This window comes from Brevundimonas denitrificans, assembly GCF_030160755.1.
GTDB classification, from domain to species: domain Bacteria; phylum Pseudomonadota; class Alphaproteobacteria; order Caulobacterales; family Caulobacteraceae; genus Brevundimonas; species Brevundimonas denitrificans.
Window position 1 is genome coordinate 1 of record NZ_BSOY01000057.1, and the last position, 21993, is coordinate 21993.

The following is a 21993-nucleotide window of genomic DNA, read 5'->3' on the forward strand; positions in this document are numbered from 1 at the left end:
AGGGCCAGCAGCCTCAGCCGCGCCATCGGCAGGCCCGAAGTCCGCGCCGTCTCCTCGCCGAGGCTCAGCATCCGCAGGCCCGGCGCCGCCAGAGCCGCCAGGGCGCCGGCGACCAGCACCGCCGGCGTGACCCAGGCCGCGTCGATCCAGCTGCGGTTCTGCACCGACCCCAGCAGCCAGCTCATCACCTCGGCCGTGGCGATCGGCGACGGCGACAGGTTGAAGATCAGGGCTGTGGCCGCACCCGCGAAACTGGACACCGCCACGCCGAACAGGATCAGGGCCTCCGGCGACCGAACCCGCGCCGAGAACAGGATCAGCAGCCCGCCCGCCAGACCGGCCCCGATCAGGGCTGATATCTCGACGGCCCCCGGAACCGCCGCAGCGCCGAGCACGATCGCCGCCGGCGCCGCCAGCGCCGCCGCCGCCGACACCCCCAGCACGCCCGGATCGGCCAGCGGATTGCGCAACAGTCCCTGCATCACCGCGCCCGACAGCCCCAGCGCCGCCCCGACCATCAGGGCCGTCGCCACGCGCGGCGCCCGCACCTGCCACAGAACCTCGGCGGGTCCTGACCCATGATCGGTAAAGGCCTGGCTCATCTGCGCCATGTCGAAAACGGTCTCGCCCAGCAGGATTCCCAGCACGGACGCCGCCAGAATCAGCCCCGCAAGGGCCAGGGTCAGCCGTGAAGGCCGCCTCATGCGCCGGCCTTCAGCATCGCCGCCGCATCGGCCGCGAACCAGGCCGGACAGGTCAGGGCCGCGGCCGGAAGCCGCGCCGCCACACGGCCCCTGGCCGACCGTTGCACGACCGGATGCCGCCCCGGCCCGCGCCAGTCGCCCCGGACCTGATCGAAGAAGCCCAGCACGAACCGCGCCGGCGGAAACAGGGCGATCCGCTCGACGCTGACCGGGGCGAAGAACGGCCCTGCCGCCGCATTGGCGAACCCGGCCGCGCCCAGGATCGCGTCCACCAGGGTGCCCCTGCCCGCCGTGAACCCGCCCGCCGTCAGATACAGTGCGGACCCGGGGCGCGCCGCGGGCCCAGGCGCCGCGTTCCGCAAAGTCGCATCCATCCGCGCCGCCAGCGCCTCACCCCGTTCAGGCACGCCTAGACCTTGCGAAACCGCACGAATGTCTGCCCTTATTCCTTTGAAATCCGTCGCGTCCTCAATGGTTACTACCCGCACGCCGGTCGCCGCCAGACGAGCCAGCAGCCGCGGCTCCCCGCCCCAGTAGCGGACCACCACATCAGGCCTGAAGGCGATGGCCGCCTCCAGCGTCGGGCGCACCCGGCGCCGTCCAGCCGCCGCTTGCCGCATCCATGCGTCGGGATCATCCGCCCGGGGCGACAGAGCCAGTTCGGCGTCGGGCCTGAGGGCCAGCACATACTGATCGGCGCACTGGTCCAGGGCCATGACCCGCAACGGCCGGGCCTCGGCGACCCCGGCGCCCAGCACCGTCATCCCGGCCAGCGCCCCCGCCAGCCGTCTCACGGTTTCAGCAGGCCCGAGAACAACCCCTCAAGCAGGGTGGTCACCAGCGTCTCCCGCTCGACCCAGTCGAAATACGGCTTGGTGATCACCAGGGACACCACGCCATGACATCCGGCCCACAGGGCCTGGGCCGTCGTTCGCGCGTCGCCGCGCAGCAGCCCGGCCGCCTCCGCGTCCTCGACGACGACCTCGAAGGACCGGTACAGCCCGCCCCCCAGCTCCTGCGCCGCCGACAGGGCGCCGTGCTGAAGCTCTACCGGCCGGGTCATATAGATCAGGCGATAGGCGTTCGGATTGGCGAAGCCGAAGTCGATATAGGCCCGCAGCATACGCCGCAGACGCACCTCCGGCCCGCCGGGCTCGGCCACGATCGCCTGGTTCATCTCCAGCAGGGCCGCGAAGGCCTGACGGCAGATCTCCTGCAGGATTTCGCCCTTCTCGGCGAAATGCATGTAGAGCGCGGTCGAGGACAGACCGACCTCGTCGGCGATCTTGCGGATCGTCGCCCCCTCGTAGCCGTGCTCGACAAAGATCCGTTCGGCCGCGGCGAGGATTTCCGCGCGCCGGGCATGGCCTTCGCCCTTGGGCTTGCGCTGTGAGCGCAGGTTGAGCGGGGTGGCGGCAACGGTCACGCGGGGGGACTCCGGACGTTGGAGCCCCTGAATAGCGACATTCCCCGGCGCGCGCCAATCGCTTGCGACACGCGAATCGCCAAGGTAACTCTTGGTAGTGGAAAGGCTTGAAGTCTCCGATCTGGACGAGCGCCGGAGGGATGCCGCGCGATACGGTCCGCCGCTCGGACAGAGCGCGGCCATGCGAGGCTTGGCGCCCTTCCAGACTGTCATGCTGACGGCGTTCACGGCCGCGTTCGCCCTCGCGCTATGGTTCTGGCCTGCCCGTTTCGCCGGCTGGATCGTCGCCGGGGCGGCCTTCGCCTTCCTCGTGATGGCGGTCTGGCGTGTCGTTCTGATCCTGGTCAGCGCCGCGCCGCTGCCCGAGCCGCCGATCCCTTCGGTCTGGCCGCGCTACACCATCCTGGCGGCGCTGCACGATGAAGCCGAGATCGTCAGCCAGCTGATCGAACGCCTTTCGCGGATCGACTACCCGCCCGACCGTCTCCACGGCTTGCTGGTGCTGGAAGCCCATGACCATGAGACCATCGCCGCCGCCCTGGCCGCGCCCCGCCCGGACTGGCTGGAGGTTCTGGTGACCCCGCCCGGCAGGCCGCAGACCAAGCCCCGCGCCCTGAATTTCGCCCTCACCCACGCCACGGGCGAGCTTCTGACCGTTTACGACGCGGAGGACGCCCCCGATCCCCACCAGCTCCGCGAGGCCGCCGCAAGGTTCGCCGCCGACCGCAGCGGCCGTCTGGCCTGCCTTCAGGCGCCCCTCCGCATCCGGGCCCCGGACGGCGACCAGGCCCGCTTCGTCGATCGGCAGTTCGCCGCCGAATATGCGAGCCTGTTCGAAACCGTCCTCCCCGGCATGGCGCGCCTCCGCCTGCCCTTCCCCCTCGGCGGAACCAGCAACCATTTCCGCGTCGACGTCCTCCGCGCGGTCGGCGGCTGGGACGGATGGAACGTCACTGAGGACGCCGATCTCGGCTTCCGGCTGTGGAGCCATGGCTGGACCCTCGGCGTGATGGCCCGCCCGACATGGGAGACGCCGCCCGGCGGCCTGCCGCACTGGCTGCCGCAGAGGACCCGTTGGCTGAAGGGCTATCTCCAGACCTGGGGCGTGCATACCCGCAAACCCTGGCGACTCGGTTGGCGCGGGGCGTTCGCCCTGGTGATGACCGTGGGCGCGGGCCTTGTCTCGGCGGCGATCCACGGCCTGACCCTGGCCTGGGTGACGGCGGCGGTGCTGGTTTCGGCCATGGCCGGCCTGCCGCCGGAAACGCCGGTGCTGGCGCTCTGCGTTCTGGTGCTCGGCGCGGCCTCGGCCTGGCTGTCCTGCGCCATCGGGGCGAGGCGCGCGGCCGCGCCCTACACCGCCGGCGACATGATGGCGGCCCCGGCCTACTGGGCCCTGCTATCCCTCGCCTTCGTCCATGCCGCATGGCGTCTGGTTCTCGACCCCTTCGCCTGGGACAAGACGCCCCACCGGCGCGAGGCCGGGCCGGAAGGGATATCGCCCGCCGCGTCCGAAGCCGAAACGCACGATGCGCTGGACGCGACCGCGCCTCTCCGCCTATCAGCGGGGCATGCCGCCGCGTCTGAACCCGTCGCCTGAGACCCTCGTCACCCGCGCCTGGGCGGACTACGCCCTGCTGGACAGCGGCGGCGGCCGCAAGCTCGAGCGCTACGGCCCCCATACCGTGGTCCGGCCGGAGCCCCAGTGTTTCTGGACGCCGCGCGATCCGGGCGCTTTCGACGCCGCCGACGCCGTCTTCGATCCGACGGACGAGGACGAGACCGGCCGCTGGCGTTTCGCGGGCAATCCCATCGACAGCTTCTCGCTGGCGTGGCGCGACGTGCGCTTCACCAGCCGGTTCACGCCGTTCCGCCACCTCGCCTTCTTCCCCGAACAGGCCGCCAACTGGGAGTGGCTGGACGGGCGTATCCGGGCCCTGAAACAGCCCAGAATCCTGAACCTGTTCGGCTACACCGGCGTCGCCAGCCTCGCCTGCGCCGCCGCCGGGGCCGAGGTCACCCACGTCGACGCCTCGAAGAAGTCGGTCGCCTGGGCCCGTGAGAACGCCGAACTCTCGGGCATGGCGGACCGTCCGATCCGCTGGATCGTCGAGGACGCCCGCAAATACGTCGCCCGCGAGGTCCGGCGCGGATCGAAATACGACGGGATCATCCTCGACCCGCCGAAATACGGGCGCGGCCCGACGGGCGAGGTCTGGCGGCTGTTCGAAGACATGCCGGCCCTGCTCAAGGACTGCGCGGGCCTGCTGTCCGACAACGCCTCCTTTCTGCTGCTCAACGCCTATGCTGCCCGCGTTTCCGGCCTTTCGCTGGCCCATCTGATGGTCGAGGCCCTGACCGAAAGAGGGGGGGCGGACCGCGGCGGCGTCATCGACTGGGGCGAACTGGCCCTGGCCGAGGACGGCCCGGACGGCCGCGCCATCGGCCTCAGCTTCTTCGCCCGCTGGTCCGCATGAACGACCGTCTGATCACCTCCCTGACCAATGACACGGTCAAGAACGTCCGCGCCCTCCATATGCGCAAGGAACGCGAGGTGACCGGCCGGTTCCTCGCTGAGGGGCTGAAGTTCATCGGTGAAGCCCTTGATCAGCAACGCGCGCCGCGTTTGCTCATGGTGGGCGAGGACGCCCGCCCGCATCCCATCCTCGACCGCGCGCGCGAGGCCACGCGAGCGGCCGGCGGCGAGGTCGTGGTCGTCACCCACGCCATCCTCGAGAAGGTCAGCCGCCGCGACAATCCGCAGACGGTGCTGGGCGTCTTCGACCAGGTCTACACGCCCCTGTCCGCCATCCAGCCCGGCACCGCCCCCGCCTGGGTGGCGCTGGAGCAGGTGCGCGATCCCGGCAATCTCGGCACCATCATCCGCACCGCCGACGCGGCCGGTTGCGGCGGGGTTATCCTGATCGGCGACTGCGTCGATCCGTTCTCGGTCGAGGCTGTCCGCGCCACCATGGGCTCGGTCTTCGCCGTCGCCATCGCCCGCGCCACGCCCGCCGAGTTCATCGCCTGGCGCCAGACCTGGCCCGGCAGCGTCATCGGCACCCGGCTGGACGCGACCGAAGGCTATCGCGACGCCGCGATTGAATATCCGGCCCTGATCCTGATGGGCAATGAACAGGCCGGCCTGACGGACACGCTCGCCGCGGCCTGCGACGTCAACGTCAAGATCCCCATGCGGGGCCGGGCCGACAGCCTGAACCTGGCCGTGGCCACGGGCGTGATGGTCTATGCGGTGACCGACCAGGCCTGACCGGCGACGGGCACATGACGGCGGATTCACTTGCCGCTTTCCGGGCGACAGGCCAGCTTCGCGCCCTCACCCCGGGGCTTTCAATGCGCGTCTTTCTGACCCTGTTCTTCGTCCTGTCCTGCGCCGCCTTTCCGGCCGCGGCCCAGACGCCGCAGCCGGAACCGGAACCCGAAGCCTACCGCGCGGACGCCCTGTCGATTGAGGCGCTGGTCAACGCGCAGTACGCCTATCTCGACCGCTTCCCGGGCGAAGCCATGCCGATGAGCCCCCTTCTGCGTGCGGAGGCCGAGGCGGTGAGCGATCGCCGCTCCCTGCTGCGCTATGCCGAACACGCCGTGACGGCGCTGGCGGACCATCACGCGATCACCGGCGGCTCATTCGCCGACAGCTGGGGGCTGGCGCCCAGCTATTCCGACCTGTGGATCGAGCCGGAGGGCGATGTCTGGCGGATCACCGCTGTCCGCGAGGGCTCTCCTGCCGACGACGCCGGCGTGAGACCCGGCGATGCTCTGGTCGCGGTCGGCGGAGCGCCCACGAGCCAGGCCGTCGCCGCCTTCTGGGCCGATCTGGGCCTCGAACCGACCGCCGACCGCGCGGGATACGCCGCCCGGGTCCTCGCCGCCGGACGCCGCGACCGGCCGCGCGACCTGACGATCCGCGACGCCGCGGGGGCCGAACGTCGACTGACCCTGCCCAACCTCTATGTCGCCGGTCCCGGCGAACGGCCTCCGCTCACGGCGCGGGAGGTCGACGGCGTCCTGACCCTTCGCTTCAACGATTCGCTCGGCGACAGGGCTGCGATCGCCGCCTTTGACGCCGCCCTGGCCGGCGCCCGATCCGGCCAGCCGGTCGTGCTGGACCTCACCGACACGGCCAGCGGCGGCAATACCGTGGTCGCCCGGGCGATCATGGGCTGGTTCGTCGATGCGCCGACGCCCTACCAGATCCACAACCTGCCCGCCGAGGAACGCGAGACCGGGGTGCCGCGTCAGTGGGTCGAGCAGGTCCTGCCCCGCCCCGGCAAGCGTCACCACGGCCCTGTCGCCGTTCGCGTCGGACGCTGGACCGGGAGTATGGGCGAGGGCCTGGCGGTCGGTCTGGACGCGCTGGGCGCCGAGGTGACCGGCGGGCCGATGGCCGGCCTGCTGGGCGCCATCTACGATCACCGCCTGCCGAACTCGGGGATGGTGATCAAACTGCCGACCGAGCGGCTGTATGCCGTCGACGGGACGCCGCGCGAGGCGTTCAGGCCGCCGGCGGATTGAGCCTCAGAAGCTCCGGCCGTCCACCCGTTGCGCCGTCCAGCTGAACGGTTCGATGTCCGTCAGCGTGCGGATGTTGACCGCCACCATGGGCTGGCCGTCGGCGGTTTCGCCGCGCGCGAACGACTGCACGCCGCAGGTCTCGCAGAACAGATGGGTGATCTTGTGGGTGTTGAACAGATATTCGGTCTGAGGGCCGGCGGCGGTCAGACGAAAGGCGTCCGGCGTGACGAAGGCCAACACCAGTCCCTTGCGGTAGCAGTGCGAGCAGTTGCACTCGATCAACCCCTCGAGATCGGTCTCGACCTCATAGGCCACGGCGCCGCAGCGGCAGCTGCCGGCATGGGTTTTCGCTTCAGCCATCACGCATCCTCCAGCAGCACCACGCCTGGCGCGGATTTCAACGCCCCGCGCAGGGCCCCGTCCAGCCGGTAGCGGCCCGGCAGTTTGAGTTCGACCTCGCGCCGGCCGTCCAGCGAGGCGATCAGCGAGACCTCCCCGCCCTTGCCCTGCGACCGCGCCCGCTCCAGCCGCGACTTCAGCGCCGCTGGATCGGCCGCCCTGGCGGAGACATGGATGCGCAGCCCCATGGCGCCGTCGTCGATCAGCGTGTCCAGCCGGCTGGCGTCGTCGCCGAAGAACCGCACCTCGCCGTCGGCCGACTTGGCGCGCACCCTGACCATGATCGAGGCCCCGACTTCCAGCACCTCGCGGCATTTGCGCAGCTGTTCGGGCGGGAACAGGCATTCGAACTCGCCGGTCGGGTCCGAGAAGGTGACGAAGGCGAATTTCTCACCGGATTTGGCGCTGGCTCGCTCCTGCCGACGGCGCACCACGCCGGCCATCAGGAAGGCTTCGTGGCCGCTTTCGGCCAGGGCCGTGGCCTCGGCGACGAAGGTGACGCGCTTGCGTTTCAGCGCGGGCGCCATGTCCTCCAGCGGGTGGCCGGACAGGTAGAAGCCGACGGCGGCCAGTTCCTGGTCCAGCTTCTCGGGCCCGACCCAGGGCTCGACCGGCTTCAGGCGCGGGCGGGCGGCGCCGGCCTGATCTCCGCCGAACAGCGCGCCCTGCGATGAGGCGCGTTCGGCCGCGACGCTCTGGCAATAGGCCATCAGGGTGTCGGCCTGTTCGACCAGCTGGCGGCGGTTGGAGTGGAAGCTGTCGAAGGCCCCGGCGCGGGCCAGGTTCTCCAGCGCCCGCTTGTTGACGCTGCGGGGATCGACGCGTTCGAGGAAGTCGAAGATGTCGGTGAACCGCCCGCCGGTCTCGCGCACCTCGACCAGATGCTTCATCGCCTCCAGCCCGACATTGCGGATGGCGCCCAGAGCGTACAGCACCGCGCCCACGCCGTCGTCGTAAGCCACGTCGAAATCGGCGGATGACCGGTTCACGTCCGGCGCCTTGACCGGCACCTCGAACCGGCGACAATCCTGATAGAAGACAGCGAGTTTGTCCGTGTTGCTGAGATCGAGAGACATGGACGCAGCCATGAATTCGACGGCGTGATTGGCCTTCAGCCAGCCGGTCTGGAAGCTGATCAGCGCATAGGCGGCGGCGTGCGACTTGTTGAAGCCATAGCCCGCGAACTTGGCCACCAGGTCGAAGATGTAGCCCGACTGCTCCTCCGGGACTCCCTTGCTCGACGCGCCCTCGACGAAGCGCGCGCGCTGGAAATCCATCTCCTCCTTCTTCTTCTTGCCCATCGCCCGGCGGAGAAGATCGGCCTCGCCCAGCGAATAGCCGGCCAGGACCTGGGCGATCTTCATCACCTGCTCCTGGTAGATGATGACGCCATAGGTTTCGGTCAGGACGTCGACCAGCGACGGGTGCAGGCAGTCGACCTCCTGGCGCCCGAATTTCCGGTCGATGTAGGTGTCGATCATCTCCATCGGCCCGGGCCGGTAGAGGGAGATCAGGGCGGTGATCTCCTCGATCGAGCCGCACCGCATCTTGCGCAGGGTGTCGCGCATGCCCTGGGATTCCAGCTGGAACACCCCGACGGTCTGGCCCGAGGCCATCAGCTCATAGGTCTTCGGGTCGTCCAGCGGCAGGCTGTTCCAGTCGACCGCCGCCCCGCGCCGCTCCAGATAGATCCGGGCGCGGTCCAGCACCGTCAGGGTCTTGAGGCCGAGGAAGTCGAACTTCACCAGACCGGCGGCCTCGACCCATTTCATGTTGAACTGGCTGGCCGGGATGGTCGACCGCGGGTCCTGGTACAGGGGGGCCAGTTCGACCAGGGGGCGGTCGCCGATGACGATGCCGGCGGCGTGGGTCGAGGCGTTGCGATACAGCCCCTCCAGCTCCAGCGCCGTCTCCAGCAGGGTGGCCACGGCCTTGTCCGTGTCACGCGCCTCGCGCAGGCGCGGCTCGATCTCGATGGCCTGGGCCAGGGTCACGGGATTGGCGGGGTTGGCCGGCACCATCTTGGCCAGCCGGTCAACCTGGCCCAGCGGCATCTGCAGCACCCGGCCGACGTCGCGCAGCACGGCCCGCGCCTGCAGGGTGCCGAAGGTGATGATCTGCGCCACCCGGTCCTTGCCGTAGCGGTCCTGGACGTAGTCGATCACCTCTTCCCGCCGCTCCTGGCAGAAGTCGATGTCGAAGTCGGGCATGGAGACCCGTTCGGGGTTCAGGAACCGCTCGAACAGCAGGCCGAACCGCAGGGGATCCAGATCGGTGATGGTCAGCGCCCAGGCGACCAGCGAGCCGGCGCCCGAACCGCGCCCCGGACCCACGGGAATGCCGTGGTTCTTGGCCCATTTGATGAAGTCCGAGACGATCAGGAAATAGCCGGGGAAGCCCATCTGCTGGATGATCCCGACCTCCCATTCGAGGCGGGTCCAGTAGTCGGCCTCGGGCGCGACCGGGGTCACGGCCTGCAGCCGCGCCTTCAGCCCCTCGCGGGCCTGATGCATCAGCTCCTCGGGCTCGGTCCGCCCGGCCCCGGCCTCGAACCGCGGCAGGATCGGCGCCCGCGTCGGCACCAGGAAGGCGCAGCGGCGGGCGATCTCGACCGTCGTGTCACAGGCCTCGGGCAGGTCGGCGAACAGCGCCCGCATGGCGGCGGCCGGCTTGAACCAGTGTTCGCCGGTGATCCGGCGCCGGTCCTCCTGACCGGTGAAGGCCCCGTCGGCGATGCACAGCAGGGCGTCATGCGACTTGGCCTGAGCGGCCTTCGCATAGTGGACGTCGTTGGTGGCGACCAGGGGGACGTCGTGGGCATAGGCCCACTCCACCAGCCCCCGCTCGGCCTGCCGCTCGCTGGCGAGGCCATGGCGCTGCAGTTCGACATAGAAGCGGTCGCCGAACACCCGCGCCATCTCGTCGAGCGCCGCATTGGCCTCGGACGGCTTGCCCTGGACGAACAGGGGATCGACCGGTCCGTCCGGCCCGCCCGACAGCAGGATCAGTCCCTCGGACCGTTCCGCCACCATGGACCAGGGCACGCTCGGCTCATCCATCGACCCCGCGTCGAGATAGGCCGAGGACGACAGGGCGCACAGGTTCAGCCACCCCGCCTCGCTCTGAACCGCCAACACCACGGTGGGGACCTTGGCCCAGCGTTCGTTGATCTTGCCGCCGATTCCGGTCACCGGCAGGGCGCAGGCCACGATCGGCTGCACCCCGGATCCCTTGGCCGCCTCCGAGAACTCCAGCGCCCCGAACAGATTGGCCCGGTCCGCCACGCCCACGGCCGGCATGCCCGCATCCGCCGCCAGGGTCGCGACCTTCCCCGCCTTGATCGCGCCTTCCAGCAGCGAATAGGCCGAGCGGACGCGGAGGTGGATGAAGCCCTGGCTGTTCAGCGTGTCGGTCAAACCGGTCCCGTTCCTTCGCCGATGGAAGCGCCTGTTCTGGACCGAGTCTCACATCGCGGGCGACCGGGACACCGGAAAGCGGCGAAAGGACCCGTCCGTCCGGGGACGGTCTGTGGATAGCCGCCCAGCCAGTGCAGAAAGGGACCGGACCGGTCGGAAAAAACACAGTCCAATGAGTCCAATGAGTCTATTCGCGGCGCGCAAATCCTTGAATTTGCTGGACCCGCCGATCGGACTCTTTTGGACTCTGTCAGGCCGCCGTGGTCATCAGCGCCGCCTGCCACATCACCCAGACGAAACCGCTGCACGACGCCAGCGACAAAGCATCCCGAACCCAACGCGCCATCACAGCCTCCCTTGCGTGTTCTATCTATGCTCTATGTTGCGGTTTTGTTCTCGTCAAGAGCGTTTGTCGAGTGACACAGAAGGCTGAAGGCGCGCTACACTGTCGGGACGCCGCCAACACCCGCCCTCCCGGCGGCAAGCGGCGCAGGAGTTCCGGTCATGGCCAAGGGTCAAGTCAAGAGCAACAAGGAAGTCCGCAAACCCAAGGCCGAAAAGCCCAAGCCGGCGGTGTCGGTCGGCAGTTCGCCCTTCACCACCCCGCCCGGCAAGAAATAGGTCTCTTCCCGGCCGTCAGTGCGGCCAGGCCTCCGCCAGCACATCCGTCCGGCCGTTGGCGGCGCGCACCTCCAGCACCGGGGTCGCGGGCTGGCCGTCGGCGAACAGCTCATAGATGATCGCCCCGTCCCCGGCCTGGGTGCTCTCGATCACGCGCACGGGCGTAAAGCCTCTGCGTGAGCCCTCCGCCGCGGCGCGGACCGCCGCGGGCGCCGCGCTCCACGGGATGTCGCGCTGGATCTCCACCACCTCCCAGCCCCGCGGCGTCTCCAGCAGGTCGAGCTCGATCTCGGCGCCGTTCAGCCTGCCTTCGACGTCGTAGTAGCGCCGGTCCTCCCGCTCCTTCAGCTCGGCCCCGGCGATGACCATGCCGGGCCGCGCGGCCAGAACCACGGCGCGAACGGCCTCGGGAATGTCGGCGGCGGCGGTCGGGGTGATGGCGGTGGCGGGCGCGGCGGCCGTCCGCGGCGGATCGGGCTGGGCAGGGTCGCAGCCGGCCAGGGCGATGACGCCGGCGGCAAGGACGGACGGGCTCAGGGTACGCGACATGGCGATCTCCCGTTCGGCTCAGTGCCTCACCTTAGTCCCGCCGGACCTGTACGCAAAATGGAGGTCTCAGCTCTCGTCCGGACGCCCCAGCCGGCGCTCGCATTCGGCGACCCCGGCGGCGACCCCGGCCGCCGCGTAAAGATCCCTCGCCGCCGTCCATGCCACGGTCGCCGGACCCTCGCGCCGCAGCTGATCCAGCGCCAGGGCTTTCAGGCGCAGGGCGTTGGCCATGTCCAGCGAGGCGCCCTGCCCGTTGGCGCCATAGAGGGCCGCCGCCTGTTCGGCATGGGCCAGCGCCTGTTCCAGGTGATCGGCCTCGCGGTCGAGGTCCGACAGGTGGCGCAGGGCGTGGGCCTGCAACAGGGGGGCGCCGCTCTCGCGGCTGAGGGCGGCGGCGCGGGCATAGGCGTTCCGGGCGTCCAGCGCACGGCCGTCGGCCATGGCCTCGCGCGCCGTGGTCAGATGGGCCTGGATGGCGTCGGTCATGAGCGGCTCCGCGTGAGCGCGAGGCTTAGCACAGCCTCAACAGGCGCGGGCCCCGGCCGTCACGGAACCTCGAAACCGAAGATCTGCTCAAAGGTCTCGGTCCGCGGGAAGGATTCCGCGGTCAGTTCGCCTTCAATGGCCGGGCCCGCATACATTTCGGTCTCCGACCCTCGTGGCTCGCACTCGGCGGCGGAATAGTAGGGATTGCGAGCCATGGACTGGTTGAAGGCCGCTGCGAAGGCCCACTCCCGTCTCGCGGTCGCCTGATCCGCACTCAGTTCCAGAACCTGGACCGGGAAGCCACGACGATCACAGTCCACGCCCGGAACCGTGACGCTCATTCCGTGGATCACGACCGGAATATTGCCGATCAGGCGCTGGTCGCCGACTTCCAGCCGCTGGCCCGCGAGCGTGTCAGGGCTCCTGGCATCCATGCAGGCGGCCAGGGCGGCAAGCACCGGGAGCGCCCACACCGCGCGCATCAGTAGGCGTGGCTCTCCGCCGGCCGCTCTTCCAGATGGCCGTCCTTCAGGGCGAAGACCCGGTCCATATGGCCGGCCAGCTCCATGTTGTGAGTGGCGATCAGGGCGGCGACGCCGGTGTCCTTGACCAGTTTGTGCAAGGCCTCGAACACGGTCTGGCTGGTGGCGGGATCGAGGTTGCCGGTCGGCTCGTCTGCCAGCAGCAGGCGCGGACGGTTGGCCAGGGCGCGGGCCACGGCGACGCGCTGCTGCTCCCCGCCCGACATCTGGGCCGGCTGGTGCGTCAGCCGCTCGCCGAGCCCCAGGGCGGTCAGCACCTCCGAGGCGCGTTGGCGGGCCTCGGCCTGGCCGACGCCGGCGATGCGCAGCGGCAGGGCGACGTTGTCGCGGGCGTCGAACTCGGCCAGCAGGTGGTGGAACTGATAGACGAAGCCGATCCTGGCGAGGCGGATATGGGTCCGCGCCCGTTCGTCGAGGCCGCCGACGTCGGCGCCGTCGATGCGGATCTCGCCGGAGGTCGGCCGCTCCAGCAGGCCGGCGGCGTGCAGCAGGCTGGACTTGCCCGAGCCCGACGGCCCGATCAGGCCCACGACCTCGCCGGGCATGACGTCGAGATCGACGCCCTTGAGCACGGTCAGCCCGCCCGAGGCGGTCTCATAGGTGCGGGTCACCCCGCGGACGGAGAGAACGGGCCTACTCATACCGAAGCGCCTCTACCGGATCCATTTTCGCGGCCCGCCACGACGGCAGCAGCGAGGCCACGCACGACATGAAGACGGACCACAGGGTCACCCAGATCACGTCCATGGCGTCGACCTCGGCCGGGATGGAGTCGAGCATATAGACGTCGGCGTTGAACAGCTGGACGCCCAGCACCCACTCCAGGAAATGCTGGATCGCGGCGATGTTGAGGCAGAACACCAGCCCCAGCACCAGGCCGGTGATCGTCCCCGCCACGCCGATCGCGGCGCCGGCGATGAAGAAGATGCGCAGCATCGACGACTGGCTGGCGCCGACGGTGCGCAGGATGGCGATGTCGCGGGTCTTGTTCTTCACCAGCATGACGATGCCGGAGATGATGTTGAGGGCGGCGATGGCGACGACGAGGCCGAGGATGATGCTCATCGCCACCCGCTCGACCTTCAGCGCGCCCCAGAAGGCGGCCAGACGGTCACGCCAGTCGCTGACGATGGCGCTCCGGCCCGAGGCCGCGCGCACCGCCTGGGTCAGATCGCCGACACGGTCGGGCTCCGCGACCTTCAGCTCGATGACGTCCCAGACCCCCTCCTTGCCGAAGAACAACTGGGCCTGCTCCAGCGGCATGAACAGGAAGGCGCGATCGAAGTCGGCCGTGCCCGAGGTGAACACGCCGCCGATGCGGTAGGTCTTCTCCAGCCCGCCCAGATTGCCGAAGGCGCTGTCCGCGCCGGTCGGCGAATACAGGGTGATCGGATCGCCGATGCGCAGCCCCATGCTCTCGGCCAGGGCCTTGCCGATCAGGATGTTGTCGCCGCCGTAGGCGCCCTGCCCGAAGGCGCGCCGCGCCTCGGGCGTCAGGCTGTCGAAGACGTAGGACATGGAATCCAGGTCCTGCGGGCGGATGCCGCGCACGACGGCGCCGGTCGTCTGGCCGGCCGCGCGCACCAGCGCCTGGTTCTCGGTCAGGGGCGAGACGCTGACCACGCCGGGCACCGCCGCGATACGCGCGACGGCGGCCTCGCGGTCGGGATCGACCAGCACCTGCCCCTGGACATACATATGGCCGTTGAAGGACAGCATACGGTCCAGCAGCTCGTTCCGGAACCCGGCCATGATGCTCATGACGATGATCAGGGCCATGACCGCCAGGGCGATGGCGACATAGGAGATGATGGCGATCAGGGCGATGCCGCCCTCCTTCCGCCGGGCGCGCAGATAGCGCAGCGCCAGTTCGAACTCCCAGGCCGAGAAGGGGCCGGCGGGTTTGGTCGGCTTCAGGGCCGCCGGGACGTCCGTCATCCGCGCACCTTCGCCAGGGCCTCGTCCAGCGGGATCGAGACCTTCTCGCCGGTCGCCCGGCGCTTCAGCTCGACCAGGCCCTCGGCGACGCCCTTGGGACCGATGGTCAGTTGCCAGGGAATGCCGATCAGGTCGGCGGTGGCGAATTTGCCGCCCGGGCGTTCGTCGGTGTCGTCATAGAGGACGTCCTTGCCGAGGGCCTCGAGCTTGGCGACGGCCTCCTCGCAGGCGGCGCAGACCGCCTCGTCATTGACGCGCAGGTTGATGACCACCACGTCGAACGGCGCGACCGAGTCGGGCCAGATGATGCCGCCCTCGTCGTGACTGGCCTCGATGATGGCGCCCAGCAGGCGCGATACGCCGACGCCGTAGCTGCCCATGTGGACGTCCGCGTCCTTGCCGTCGGGTCCGGCGACGCGGGCCTTCATCGGGGCCGAGTATTTGGTGCCGAAATAGAAGATGTGGCCGACCTCGATGCCGCGGGCGGTCAGGCGGTCGCCCTCGGCGGTCTCGCTCTCAAAGCGGGCCGCATCGTGCATTTCCTCGGTGGCGGCGTAGAGCCCCGTCCGCTCGTCGACGATGGCCTGCAGCTCGTCCCAGTCCACGCCCGCGCCGGGCGCCGGCATCTCGACCAGTTTGCGGTCGCAGAAGACCTGGCTTTCGCCGGTGTCGGCCAGGACGATGAACTCGTGGCTCAGATCGCCGCCGATCGGCCCGGTGTCGGCGCGCATCGGCACGGCCTTCAGCCCCATGCGGGCGAAGGTGTTGAGATAGGCCACGAACATGCGGTTGTAGGCCTTGCGGGCCGAGGCCTCGTCGATGTCGAAGCTGTAGGCGTCCTTCATCAGGAATTCGCGGCCGCGCATGACGCCGAACCTTGGCCGGCGCTCGTCGCGGAATTTCCACTGGATGTGAAACAGGTTCAGCGGCAGCGCCTTGTAGCTCTTCACGAAGCCGCGGAAGATGTCGGTGATCATCTCCTCGTTCGTCGGTCCGTACAGCAGCTCGCGCTCATGCCGGTCGGTGATGCGCAGCATCTCGGGGCCGTAGGCGTCGTATCGCCCCGACTCCCGCCACAGGTCGGCCAGCTGCAGGGTCGGCATCAGCAGCTCGACGGCCCCGGCCCGCTCCTGCTCCTCGCGCACGATCTGTTCAATCCGGTTGAGCACCCGCAGGCCCAGCGGCAGCCAGGCGTAGATGCCCGCGGCCTCCTGTTTGATCAGGCCGGCGCGCAGCATCAGCTGGTGCGAAACGATCTGGGCGTCCGAAGGCGCCTCTTTGAGCGTGGGCAGGAAATAGCGCGACAGGCGCATGGGCAGAATCCGCGAGGGAGGCGTGGGACACGAGCTTTAGCCGGGTCACCGGGGCGAAAGCTAGGCCGAGTGCTGCTGGCGAGTGGTTGGTGGCTCGTGATTAGTGGCTGGCTGACGACTGGGCGAAGGCGCGGCCTGCACCGACCTAACGCCACAAGAGGTGCGGCAACCACTAATCACAGGCCGCTCGCCACTTCTACGGATGCGGTCGCGCAATCCCGTAGCGTGCCGCCAGATAGGGGATGATCGCCTCGTCCTGCAGGAAGCGCCGCCCGGTCGCCGCCGAGGTCGCCGCTTCCGGCCAGTCGAACGTCTCGTCCAACACCAGGATCGGGCAGCTCTGGTGATCCTCGCCGACCAGAGCGATCACCGGCGGCCGCGGACGCGGGTGGTCGAGATAGACGATCTCCAGCTGGTCGCGCAGCGCCGGATGGAATGCCAGCACGCCCTCGACGACGGCGCCGGCCGGGCAATACCACGGCCCGCCCTGGTCGTCGGTCCACCCGGGATTGAGCAGGAACAGGCGGTCGGTCATCCGGGTCTCACGGAACCGGCGGCGCGAGGTCGGGAAGCGGCATCCAGCCGATATAGACCAGCCCCATCACCAGCAGCCACAGCAGGGCCGAAACCCACGTCGTGGTGATGAATTTGCGCTTGAGATCGGGCTTGTCCGGCGCCCCCCACTGGGCCCCGTCCGTCGGCGCCTCGTGGCGTTCCTGCGACGTTCCCAGCGGCAGAACGGCGAACAACACCGTCCACCAGCAGATGATGTAGACGCCCAGCATGGTGACGATACCGATCGGCATCAGTGTGCTCCGCTCTCTTGACCGGCTTTCGGCGTTTCCATCAGTTCGACCAGCACCCCGCCCATATCCTTCGGATGAACGAAGATGATCGGCGTGCCATGGGCCCCGATTCGCGGCTCTCCCGTGCCGAGGATCGTCGCGCCCCTGGCCCGCAGGGCGTCACGGGCGGCGAGGATGTCCGCGACCTCGAAACAGACGTGGTGCTGCCCGCCCTTCGGGTTCTTCGCCAGGAAGCCATGGATCGGGCTGTCCTCGCCGAGCGGCTCGATCAGCTCGATCTGGCTGTTGGGCAGGTCGATGAAACAGACCCGCACCCCCTGCGCCGGCAGGTCGAACGGCGCATGCGCCTGGGTCGCGCCGAGCATGTCGCGATACATCGCGACGCTGGCCTCGATGGACGGCGTGGCGACGCCGACGTGGTTCAGTCTGCCGATCATCGCGCTGCTTTAGCCCGTGTCGGCGGTGTGGAGAAGGCGTCGTGATTGTCGCGGCGCGACGCCCTCATCACTTTACTGGAACGGGAACGGATCCGTCGGCGTCGGCCGTGTCGGCAGCGGCATGCGCGGCAGGGGCTCGTCGCTGTTGGCGGCGTTGAGCAGGAAGGCGGCCATGATGATCGCGGCCTGACGCAAGTCCTCGGCGCGCATGTGGTCATAGCTGTCGATCGAGGTGTGGTGCAGCCGCGCGCCGTAGTCGAGCGGGTCCTGGATGAACTGGAAGCCCGGGACGCCGACCGTCTGCATATAGACGTGGTCCGTACTGCCCGAGGTCCGCATCGACACGGTCGTGGCGCCCATGGCGTTGAAGGGCTCAAGCCAGTCCTGGAAGACCGGAGCCGCCGCGACATTGCCCTCGGCGTTGATGCCGCGAATCTTGCCCGAGCCGTTGTCGAGGTTGAAATAGGCGACCAGGTCGCCATGGCCCTCGCGCGGCTGGATGGGCCAGCGCTGCCGCCAGGTGCGGTTGTTCGGCAGGCCGTCCAGCTGGGTGTCGCCCAGCGGGGCGCGGGTGGCCAGATAGCGGTCGACATAGGCCAGCGAACCCCACAGCCCCTGCTCTTCCCCGCTCCACAGGGCGAAGCGGATGGTGCGTTTGGGACGCACGCCCAGCGCCTTCAGGATGCGCGCGGCCTCCATCACGACGGCGCTGCCGGCGGCGTTGTCCACCGCTCCGTCCGAGGCCACCCAGCTGTCCAGGTGTGCGCCCGCCATGACGTATTCGCCCGAGCGGTCCGTGCCCGGGATATCGGCGAGGATGTTGTAGGCGTTGGTGTCTTCCTCGTGGAACCGGACCTCGCTCATCAGCTCAAGCGTCGGCTTGGCGTCCTCCGTCAGGGCCAGACGGGCCAGGCGGCGATAGTCCTCGGCCGCCAGCTCCATGCCCGGCGTACGGCGCTGGTCGTCCATCCGGTAGCCGGAGCCGGTGCCGTGCAGCAGGCCGCCGTCGCGCTGGGACATGCGCACCCAGGCCAGGGCGCCCTCCTCCTGGAGGAAGGCGTCCAGTTGGCGCGCGAACTCGAGCTCGCGCAGCGGATTGGTCGAGGGCGGGGCGGCGTGGGTGGGAATATTATAGGTGTTGGCGTTGCGCAGGTCCTCCTCGGTCAGGCGGCGGAACGGCGCCTCGGTCGGCTCCGAGCCCGCATTGGGGCGCGAGACCAGCACCATCTTGCCCGCCAGCTTGCCGCGCCAGCGCGCAAAGTCGCCCGCCGTCGTCATCGGGGCCACCACGACCTCGCCGCTGATCACGCCGTTGGTAGAGGGCGTCCAGGCGATGGGGATGGCGCGCAGATCCAGCGGCCGCGGCGCGGTCATGCGGGCGCTCGAGCGGACGATCGACCAGCCGCGGCCGAAATCGAAGGGATCGGCGCGGACGTTGGACAGGCCCCAGTCGCGAAACTGCTGCGCGGTCCACTGCTCGGCCTGCCTCATCTGCGGCGAGTTGGTCATCCGCCCGCCGATCCGGTCGGTCAGGTGCGCGGCCGTCCGCATCACCTCGCTGTGGTTCAGGCCCTGATCGATGATGCCGTTGATGGCGACCCGATCCACCTCTTGGGCGCCGGCCGGGCCGGAGGCGAGGATGGCGATGGCGGACACCGCGATGAGCAGGCGCTTCATGAACAGACCCCTTGAATCAATCGACCCGCATTTGACCCGAGACGTCCGCCCGCGCAAACGCCGGAACGAAAAAGGGGCCGGCGATTGCTCGCCGGCCCCGGTCTTCGATTGTGGATCGTTCGGGCCTATTGGCCGCCCGACATCTGGGCGACCTCGGTGGCGAAGTCCGGGCCCTCGACCTTCTCCACGCCTTCGCCGAGGGCGAGGCGGACGAAGCCGGCCAGGTGCAGGCCGGGATGGCCCAGTTCCTTGCCCGCGTCGGCGACCAGCTGTTCGATGGTCACATCGGGGTTCATGACGAACGGCTGCTTGATCAGCACCACGTCCTTCTGGAATTTGTTGATCTGGCCTTCCACGATCTTGGCGATCATGGCTTCCGGCTTGCCTTCTTCCTTGGCCTTCTCGGTCAGGACCTGACGTTCCTTCTCGATGGCGGCCGGGTCCAGATCGTCCGTGTTCAGCGACAGGGGCGCGGTCGCGGCCACGTGCATGGCGATCTTGCGGCCCAGTTCGCGCAGGGCGGTCTTGTCGCCGCCGCCGTGCAGGGCGACCAGCACGCCGATGCGGCCGAGGCCCGGCGAGACGGCGTTGTGGACGTAGGAGGCGACGACGCCTTCATCGACCGACAGGCGGGCGGCGCGGCGCAGCTGCATGTTCTCGCCGACGGTGGCGATCAGCTGGGTGACCTCGTCCTGGACCGTCTTGCCGGCTTCCAGCTCGGCGCCGTGCAGACCGTCGAGCGTGGCGTGCTCGAGACCCAGCTGGGCGAAGGCCTTGGCGGCGTTCTGGAACAGGTCGTTGCGGGCGACGAAGTCGGTCTCGGCGTTGAACTCGATGGCGGCGCCGACTTCACCGGCTCCGACTTCCTTCGAGGCGACGGCGACGAGGCCCTCGGCGGCGACGCGGTCGGCCTTCTTGGCGGCCTTGGACAGGCCCTTGGCGCGCAGCCAGTCGATCGCGGCGTTGATGTCGCCGTCGGTCTCCTGGAGCGCCTTCTTGCAGTCCATCATGCCGACGCCGGACTTGGCGCGCAGTTCCATCACGAGGGCGGCTGTGATCTCGGCCATGGGTATCTCCTTGGGTATGCGTATGCGGGAACGGCCGGACCCGTTTTCAGGTCCGGCCGCATATCAGGTTCACCGTCGGTGGAAGGCGGGTGGTTAGACCGCGGCCTTCTCGGTTTCGACGGCGTCGTTGGCTTCCGAGGTCGCGGCCTGGGCGGCTTCGTCAGCGACGGCCGGTTCGGCCGGGGCTTCCTCGGCAGCCGGTTCGGCGGCGGCGATCATTTCCTCGGCGACGGCTTCAGCCTCGGCCGGGGCGACTTCGGCTTCGACAGCCTTGGCGGCCTTCGGAGCCTTGGCTTCGCGCAGCATCGGCTCGTCCGGGTTCACCGCGGCGCCGAGGTCGACGCCGGCGGAGGCCTGGCCGGCGGCCAGGCCGTCGAGGACGGCGTCGGCGATCAGGTCGCAGTAGGTCTGGATGGCGCGGGCGGCGTCATCGTTGCCCGGGATCGGATAGGTGATGCCGTCCGGGTCCGAGTTGGTGTCGAGGATGGCGATGATCGGAATGTTCAGCTTGCGGGCTTCCAGGATCGCGATCGCTTCCTTGTTGGTGTCGATCACGAAGATGATGTCCGGGATCGAACCCATGTCCTTGATGCCGCCCAGCGACAGCTCGAGCTTGTCGCGCTCGCGCTGAAGGTTCAGCAGCTCCTTCTTGACCCGGCCTTCGCCGCCCGACTCCAGCAGGGCGTCCAGCTCGCGCAGGCGGGCGATCGAGCCCGACACCGTGCGCCAGTTGGTCAGGGTGCCGCCGAGCCAACGGTTGTTCATATAGTACTGGGCGCAGCGCTTGGCGGCCTCGGCCACCGGATCCGACGCCTGACGCTTGGTGCCGACGAACAGGACGCGACCGCCCTTGGCGGCGACGTCGCGCACGGCGACCAGCGCCTGGTGCAGCAGCGGGATCGACTGCGACAGGTCGATGATGTGGATGTTCGAGCGCGATCCGAAGATGTAGCGCTCCATCTTCGGGTTCCACCGGTGCGTCTGGTGGCCGAAGTGCGCGCCGGCTTCGAGCAGCGAACGCATGGAGAATTCTGGCAGAGCCATGGTTTAGTCCTTTATCCGATTGATCCGCCGCAGACGGGTAAAGGCCGGTGGGCCCTCGGAACGGAGCAAACGGGATTTCTCCCCGTCAGCGCCACGCCTGCGTGTGAAGTGGGCGGGCTTCTAGGCGGGTTGGGCGCAAAAGGCAAGCGGCGTCGGCGCTTCTACATCCCGCGCGGCTTGGCCCGGCTGGTGGCCTCGGCCTTCGTCGGGTCCTCCGGCCAGGGATGCCGGGGATAGCGACCGCGCATCTCGCTGCGCACCGCGGCCCAGCTGCCGGCCCAGAAGCCGGGCAGGTCCTTCGTCACCTGCACCGGTCGCCGCGCCGGCGACAACAGCGCCAGGGTCAGCGGGACCCGTCCGCGCGCGACCGTCGGATGGCGGGTCGTGCCGTACAGCTCCTGCACCCGGATATCCACGCGCGGCCCGCCCTCGGCGGCATAGTCAATCGCAGCCGACCCGAGGGGCGTCGCCCATCGCGCCGGGGCCAGCTCGTCCAGCGCCCCCTGCCGGTCCCAGGGCACGAGGGTCCGCAGCCCCGCCTCCAGCGCGGCGTCCTCGATCTTCTCCAGCCCCTGCACCGTCTCCAGCAGCGGCCACAGCCAGGCCTCGCGCGCGGCAAGCAATCCCGCGTCGGACATATCCGGCCAGCCGGCTTCCAGCCCGGCGACGAACGCCAGCCGCGCCCGCAGACCCGAGGCCCGCTCGCCCCAACGCAATCCCGCCAGCCCGTCCCGCTCGACCTCGGTCCGCAACGCCGCCGTGATCGCCGCCCGGTCCGGGGCGCCGACGATCTTCTCGTCCACCACGATCGCGCCGATGCGGCGGATGCGGCGCAGGGTCATTCGTCCGGACGGCTCCCGCGCCAGCCGGTCCTCGACCTCGACCCGTCCCTCCAGCGCCGCCGGATCGACCGGGACCGCCAGCCGGATGCGGTCCCGCGCGTCCCCGCCGCCCAGTTCCGCCACCGCCAGCCACGGCTCCCGCGCCAGGGCGTCGGCCGGATCGAGGAAGGCCCCTCGCCCCGAGGCCAGC

23 protein-coding genes are annotated in these 21993 nt (G+C 69.5%); 5 read left to right on the plus strand and 18 right to left on the minus strand.

Going from position 1 to position 21993, the window contains the following annotated elements; translation table 11 throughout:
* The 3 genes from QQJ79_RS11595 to QQJ79_RS11605 all read right to left on the minus strand — a co-directional run.
* Positions 1-704: FecCD family ABC transporter permease (locus QQJ79_RS11595; RefSeq protein ID WP_284223095.1), on the minus strand; the 704-nt coding region annotated here is incomplete at its 3' end.
* Positions 701-1498 (minus strand): ABC transporter substrate-binding protein, encoded by a 798-nt coding sequence (locus QQJ79_RS11600; RefSeq protein WP_431307596.1) that lies wholly within the window; start codon positions 1496-1498, stop codon positions 701-703. The genes QQJ79_RS11600 and QQJ79_RS11595, both read right to left, overlap by 4 nt.
* Entirely contained in the window at positions 1495-2130 is a 636-nt protein-coding gene (locus QQJ79_RS11605) for a TetR/AcrR family transcriptional regulator (RefSeq protein ID WP_284223096.1), read from the minus strand. Before QQJ79_RS11605 ends, QQJ79_RS11600 begins: the two co-directional genes overlap by 4 nt.
* Before the next feature lie 181 nt (positions 2131-2311).
* Here QQJ79_RS11605 and QQJ79_RS11610 point away from each other — a divergent pair, with 181 nt between their 5' ends.
* The 4 genes from QQJ79_RS11610 to QQJ79_RS11625 all read left to right on the plus strand — a co-directional run bounded on the left by QQJ79_RS11610 (position 2312) and on the right by QQJ79_RS11625 (position 6666).
* Positions 2312-3730, plus strand: coding sequence for a glycosyltransferase family 2 protein (locus QQJ79_RS11610; protein ID WP_284223097.1), 1419 nt, complete (start codon positions 2312-2314; stop codon positions 3728-3730).
* Positions 3702-4607, plus strand: a complete 906-nt coding sequence (locus tag QQJ79_RS11615; RefSeq protein ID WP_284223098.1) for an RsmD family RNA methyltransferase — start codon at positions 3702-3704, stop codon at positions 4605-4607. The genes QQJ79_RS11610 and QQJ79_RS11615 overlap by 29 nt, the downstream gene beginning before the upstream one ends.
* Entirely contained in the window at positions 4604-5401 is a 798-nt protein-coding gene (locus tag QQJ79_RS11620) for a TrmH family RNA methyltransferase (RefSeq protein ID WP_284223099.1), read from the plus strand. The genes QQJ79_RS11615 and QQJ79_RS11620 overlap by 4 nt, the downstream gene beginning before the upstream one ends.
* Positions 5402-5484: 83 nt before the next feature.
* Complete coding sequence (locus QQJ79_RS11625) at positions 5485-6666, plus strand: S41 family peptidase (RefSeq protein ID WP_284223100.1); 1182 nt, start codon at positions 5485-5487, stop codon at positions 6664-6666.
* A gap of 3 nt (positions 6667-6669) precedes the next feature.
* Here the strand turns inward: QQJ79_RS11625 and QQJ79_RS11630 are convergent, their stop codons facing one another.
* Complete coding sequence (locus QQJ79_RS11630) at positions 6670-7026, minus strand: GFA family protein (protein WP_284223101.1); 357 nt, start codon at positions 7024-7026, stop codon at positions 6670-6672.
* Positions 7026-10481, minus strand: a complete 3456-nt coding sequence (dnaE, locus tag QQJ79_RS11635; protein WP_284223102.1) for a DNA polymerase III subunit alpha — start codon at positions 10479-10481, stop codon at positions 7026-7028. Before dnaE ends, QQJ79_RS11630 begins: the two co-directional genes overlap by 1 nt.
* Before the next feature lie 504 nt (positions 10482-10985).
* On the opposite strand from dnaE, the gene QQJ79_RS11640 reads away from it, so the two are divergent.
* Entirely contained in the window at positions 10986-11102 is a 117-nt protein-coding gene (locus tag QQJ79_RS11640; protein WP_284223103.1) for a hypothetical protein, read from the plus strand.
* 15 nt (positions 11103-11117) lie between these two features.
* On the opposite strand, the gene QQJ79_RS11645 is transcribed toward QQJ79_RS11640, so the two are convergent.
* The 13 genes from QQJ79_RS11645 to QQJ79_RS11705 all read right to left on the minus strand — a co-directional run.
* Entirely contained in the window at positions 11118-11651 is a 534-nt protein-coding gene (locus QQJ79_RS11645; protein ID WP_284223104.1) for a hypothetical protein, read from the minus strand.
* A gap of 66 nt (positions 11652-11717) precedes the next feature.
* Positions 11718-12137 carry a hypothetical protein gene (locus QQJ79_RS11650; protein ID WP_284223105.1) on the minus strand — a complete coding sequence of 140 codons (420 nt, stop codon included), beginning with the start codon at positions 12135-12137 and terminating at the stop codon, positions 11718-11720.
* Between the two features lie 59 nt (positions 12138-12196).
* Complete coding sequence (locus QQJ79_RS11655) at positions 12197-12619, minus strand: hypothetical protein (protein ID WP_284223106.1); 423 nt, start codon at positions 12617-12619, stop codon at positions 12197-12199.
* Positions 12619-13320, minus strand: coding sequence for an ABC transporter ATP-binding protein (locus tag QQJ79_RS11660; protein WP_284223107.1), 702 nt, complete (start codon positions 13318-13320; stop codon positions 12619-12621). Before QQJ79_RS11660 ends, QQJ79_RS11655 begins: the two co-directional genes overlap by 1 nt.
* The gene (locus tag QQJ79_RS11665; RefSeq protein ID WP_284223108.1) at positions 13313-14617 is read right to left on the minus strand and encodes a lipoprotein-releasing ABC transporter permease subunit; all 1305 of its coding nucleotides are present in this window, start codon (positions 14615-14617) and stop codon (positions 13313-13315) included. Before QQJ79_RS11665 ends, QQJ79_RS11660 begins: the two co-directional genes overlap by 8 nt.
* Positions 14614-15930, minus strand: a complete 1317-nt coding sequence (proS, locus tag QQJ79_RS11670; RefSeq protein WP_284223109.1) for a proline--tRNA ligase — start codon at positions 15928-15930, stop codon at positions 14614-14616. Before proS ends, QQJ79_RS11665 begins: the two co-directional genes overlap by 4 nt.
* Before the next feature lie 196 nt (positions 15931-16126).
* The gene (locus tag QQJ79_RS11675) at positions 16127-16465 is read right to left on the minus strand and encodes a DUF3088 family protein (protein WP_284223110.1); all 339 of its coding nucleotides are present in this window, start codon (positions 16463-16465) and stop codon (positions 16127-16129) included.
* A gap of 7 nt (positions 16466-16472) precedes the next feature.
* On the minus strand, positions 16473-16736 hold the full coding sequence (locus tag QQJ79_RS11680; RefSeq protein WP_284223111.1) for a DUF1467 family protein: 264 nt from the start codon (positions 16734-16736) through the stop codon (positions 16473-16475).
* On the minus strand, positions 16736-17173 hold the full coding sequence (gene mce / locus QQJ79_RS11685; protein WP_284223112.1) for a methylmalonyl-CoA epimerase: 438 nt from the start codon (positions 17171-17173) through the stop codon (positions 16736-16738). Before mce ends, QQJ79_RS11680 begins: the two co-directional genes overlap by 1 nt.
* Before the next feature lie 72 nt (positions 17174-17245).
* Positions 17246-18850, minus strand: coding sequence for a M20/M25/M40 family metallo-hydrolase (locus tag QQJ79_RS11690; RefSeq protein WP_284223113.1), 1605 nt, complete (start codon positions 18848-18850; stop codon positions 17246-17248).
* Positions 18851-18975: 125 nt separating this feature from the next.
* A complete protein-coding gene (gene tsf / locus QQJ79_RS11695) occupies positions 18976-19917 on the minus strand; it encodes a translation elongation factor Ts (RefSeq protein ID WP_284223114.1) in 942 nt (313 codons plus the stop codon).
* A 93-nt stretch (positions 19918-20010) separates the two neighbouring features.
* On the minus strand, positions 20011-20961 hold the full coding sequence (gene rpsB, locus QQJ79_RS11700) for a 30S ribosomal protein S2 (protein WP_284223115.1): 951 nt from the start codon (positions 20959-20961) through the stop codon (positions 20011-20013).
* A 161-nt stretch (positions 20962-21122) separates the two neighbouring features.
* A partial coding sequence (locus tag QQJ79_RS11705; RefSeq protein ID WP_284223116.1) for an ATP-dependent helicase C-terminal domain-containing protein occupies positions 21123-21993 on the minus strand: 871 nt, incomplete at its 5' end.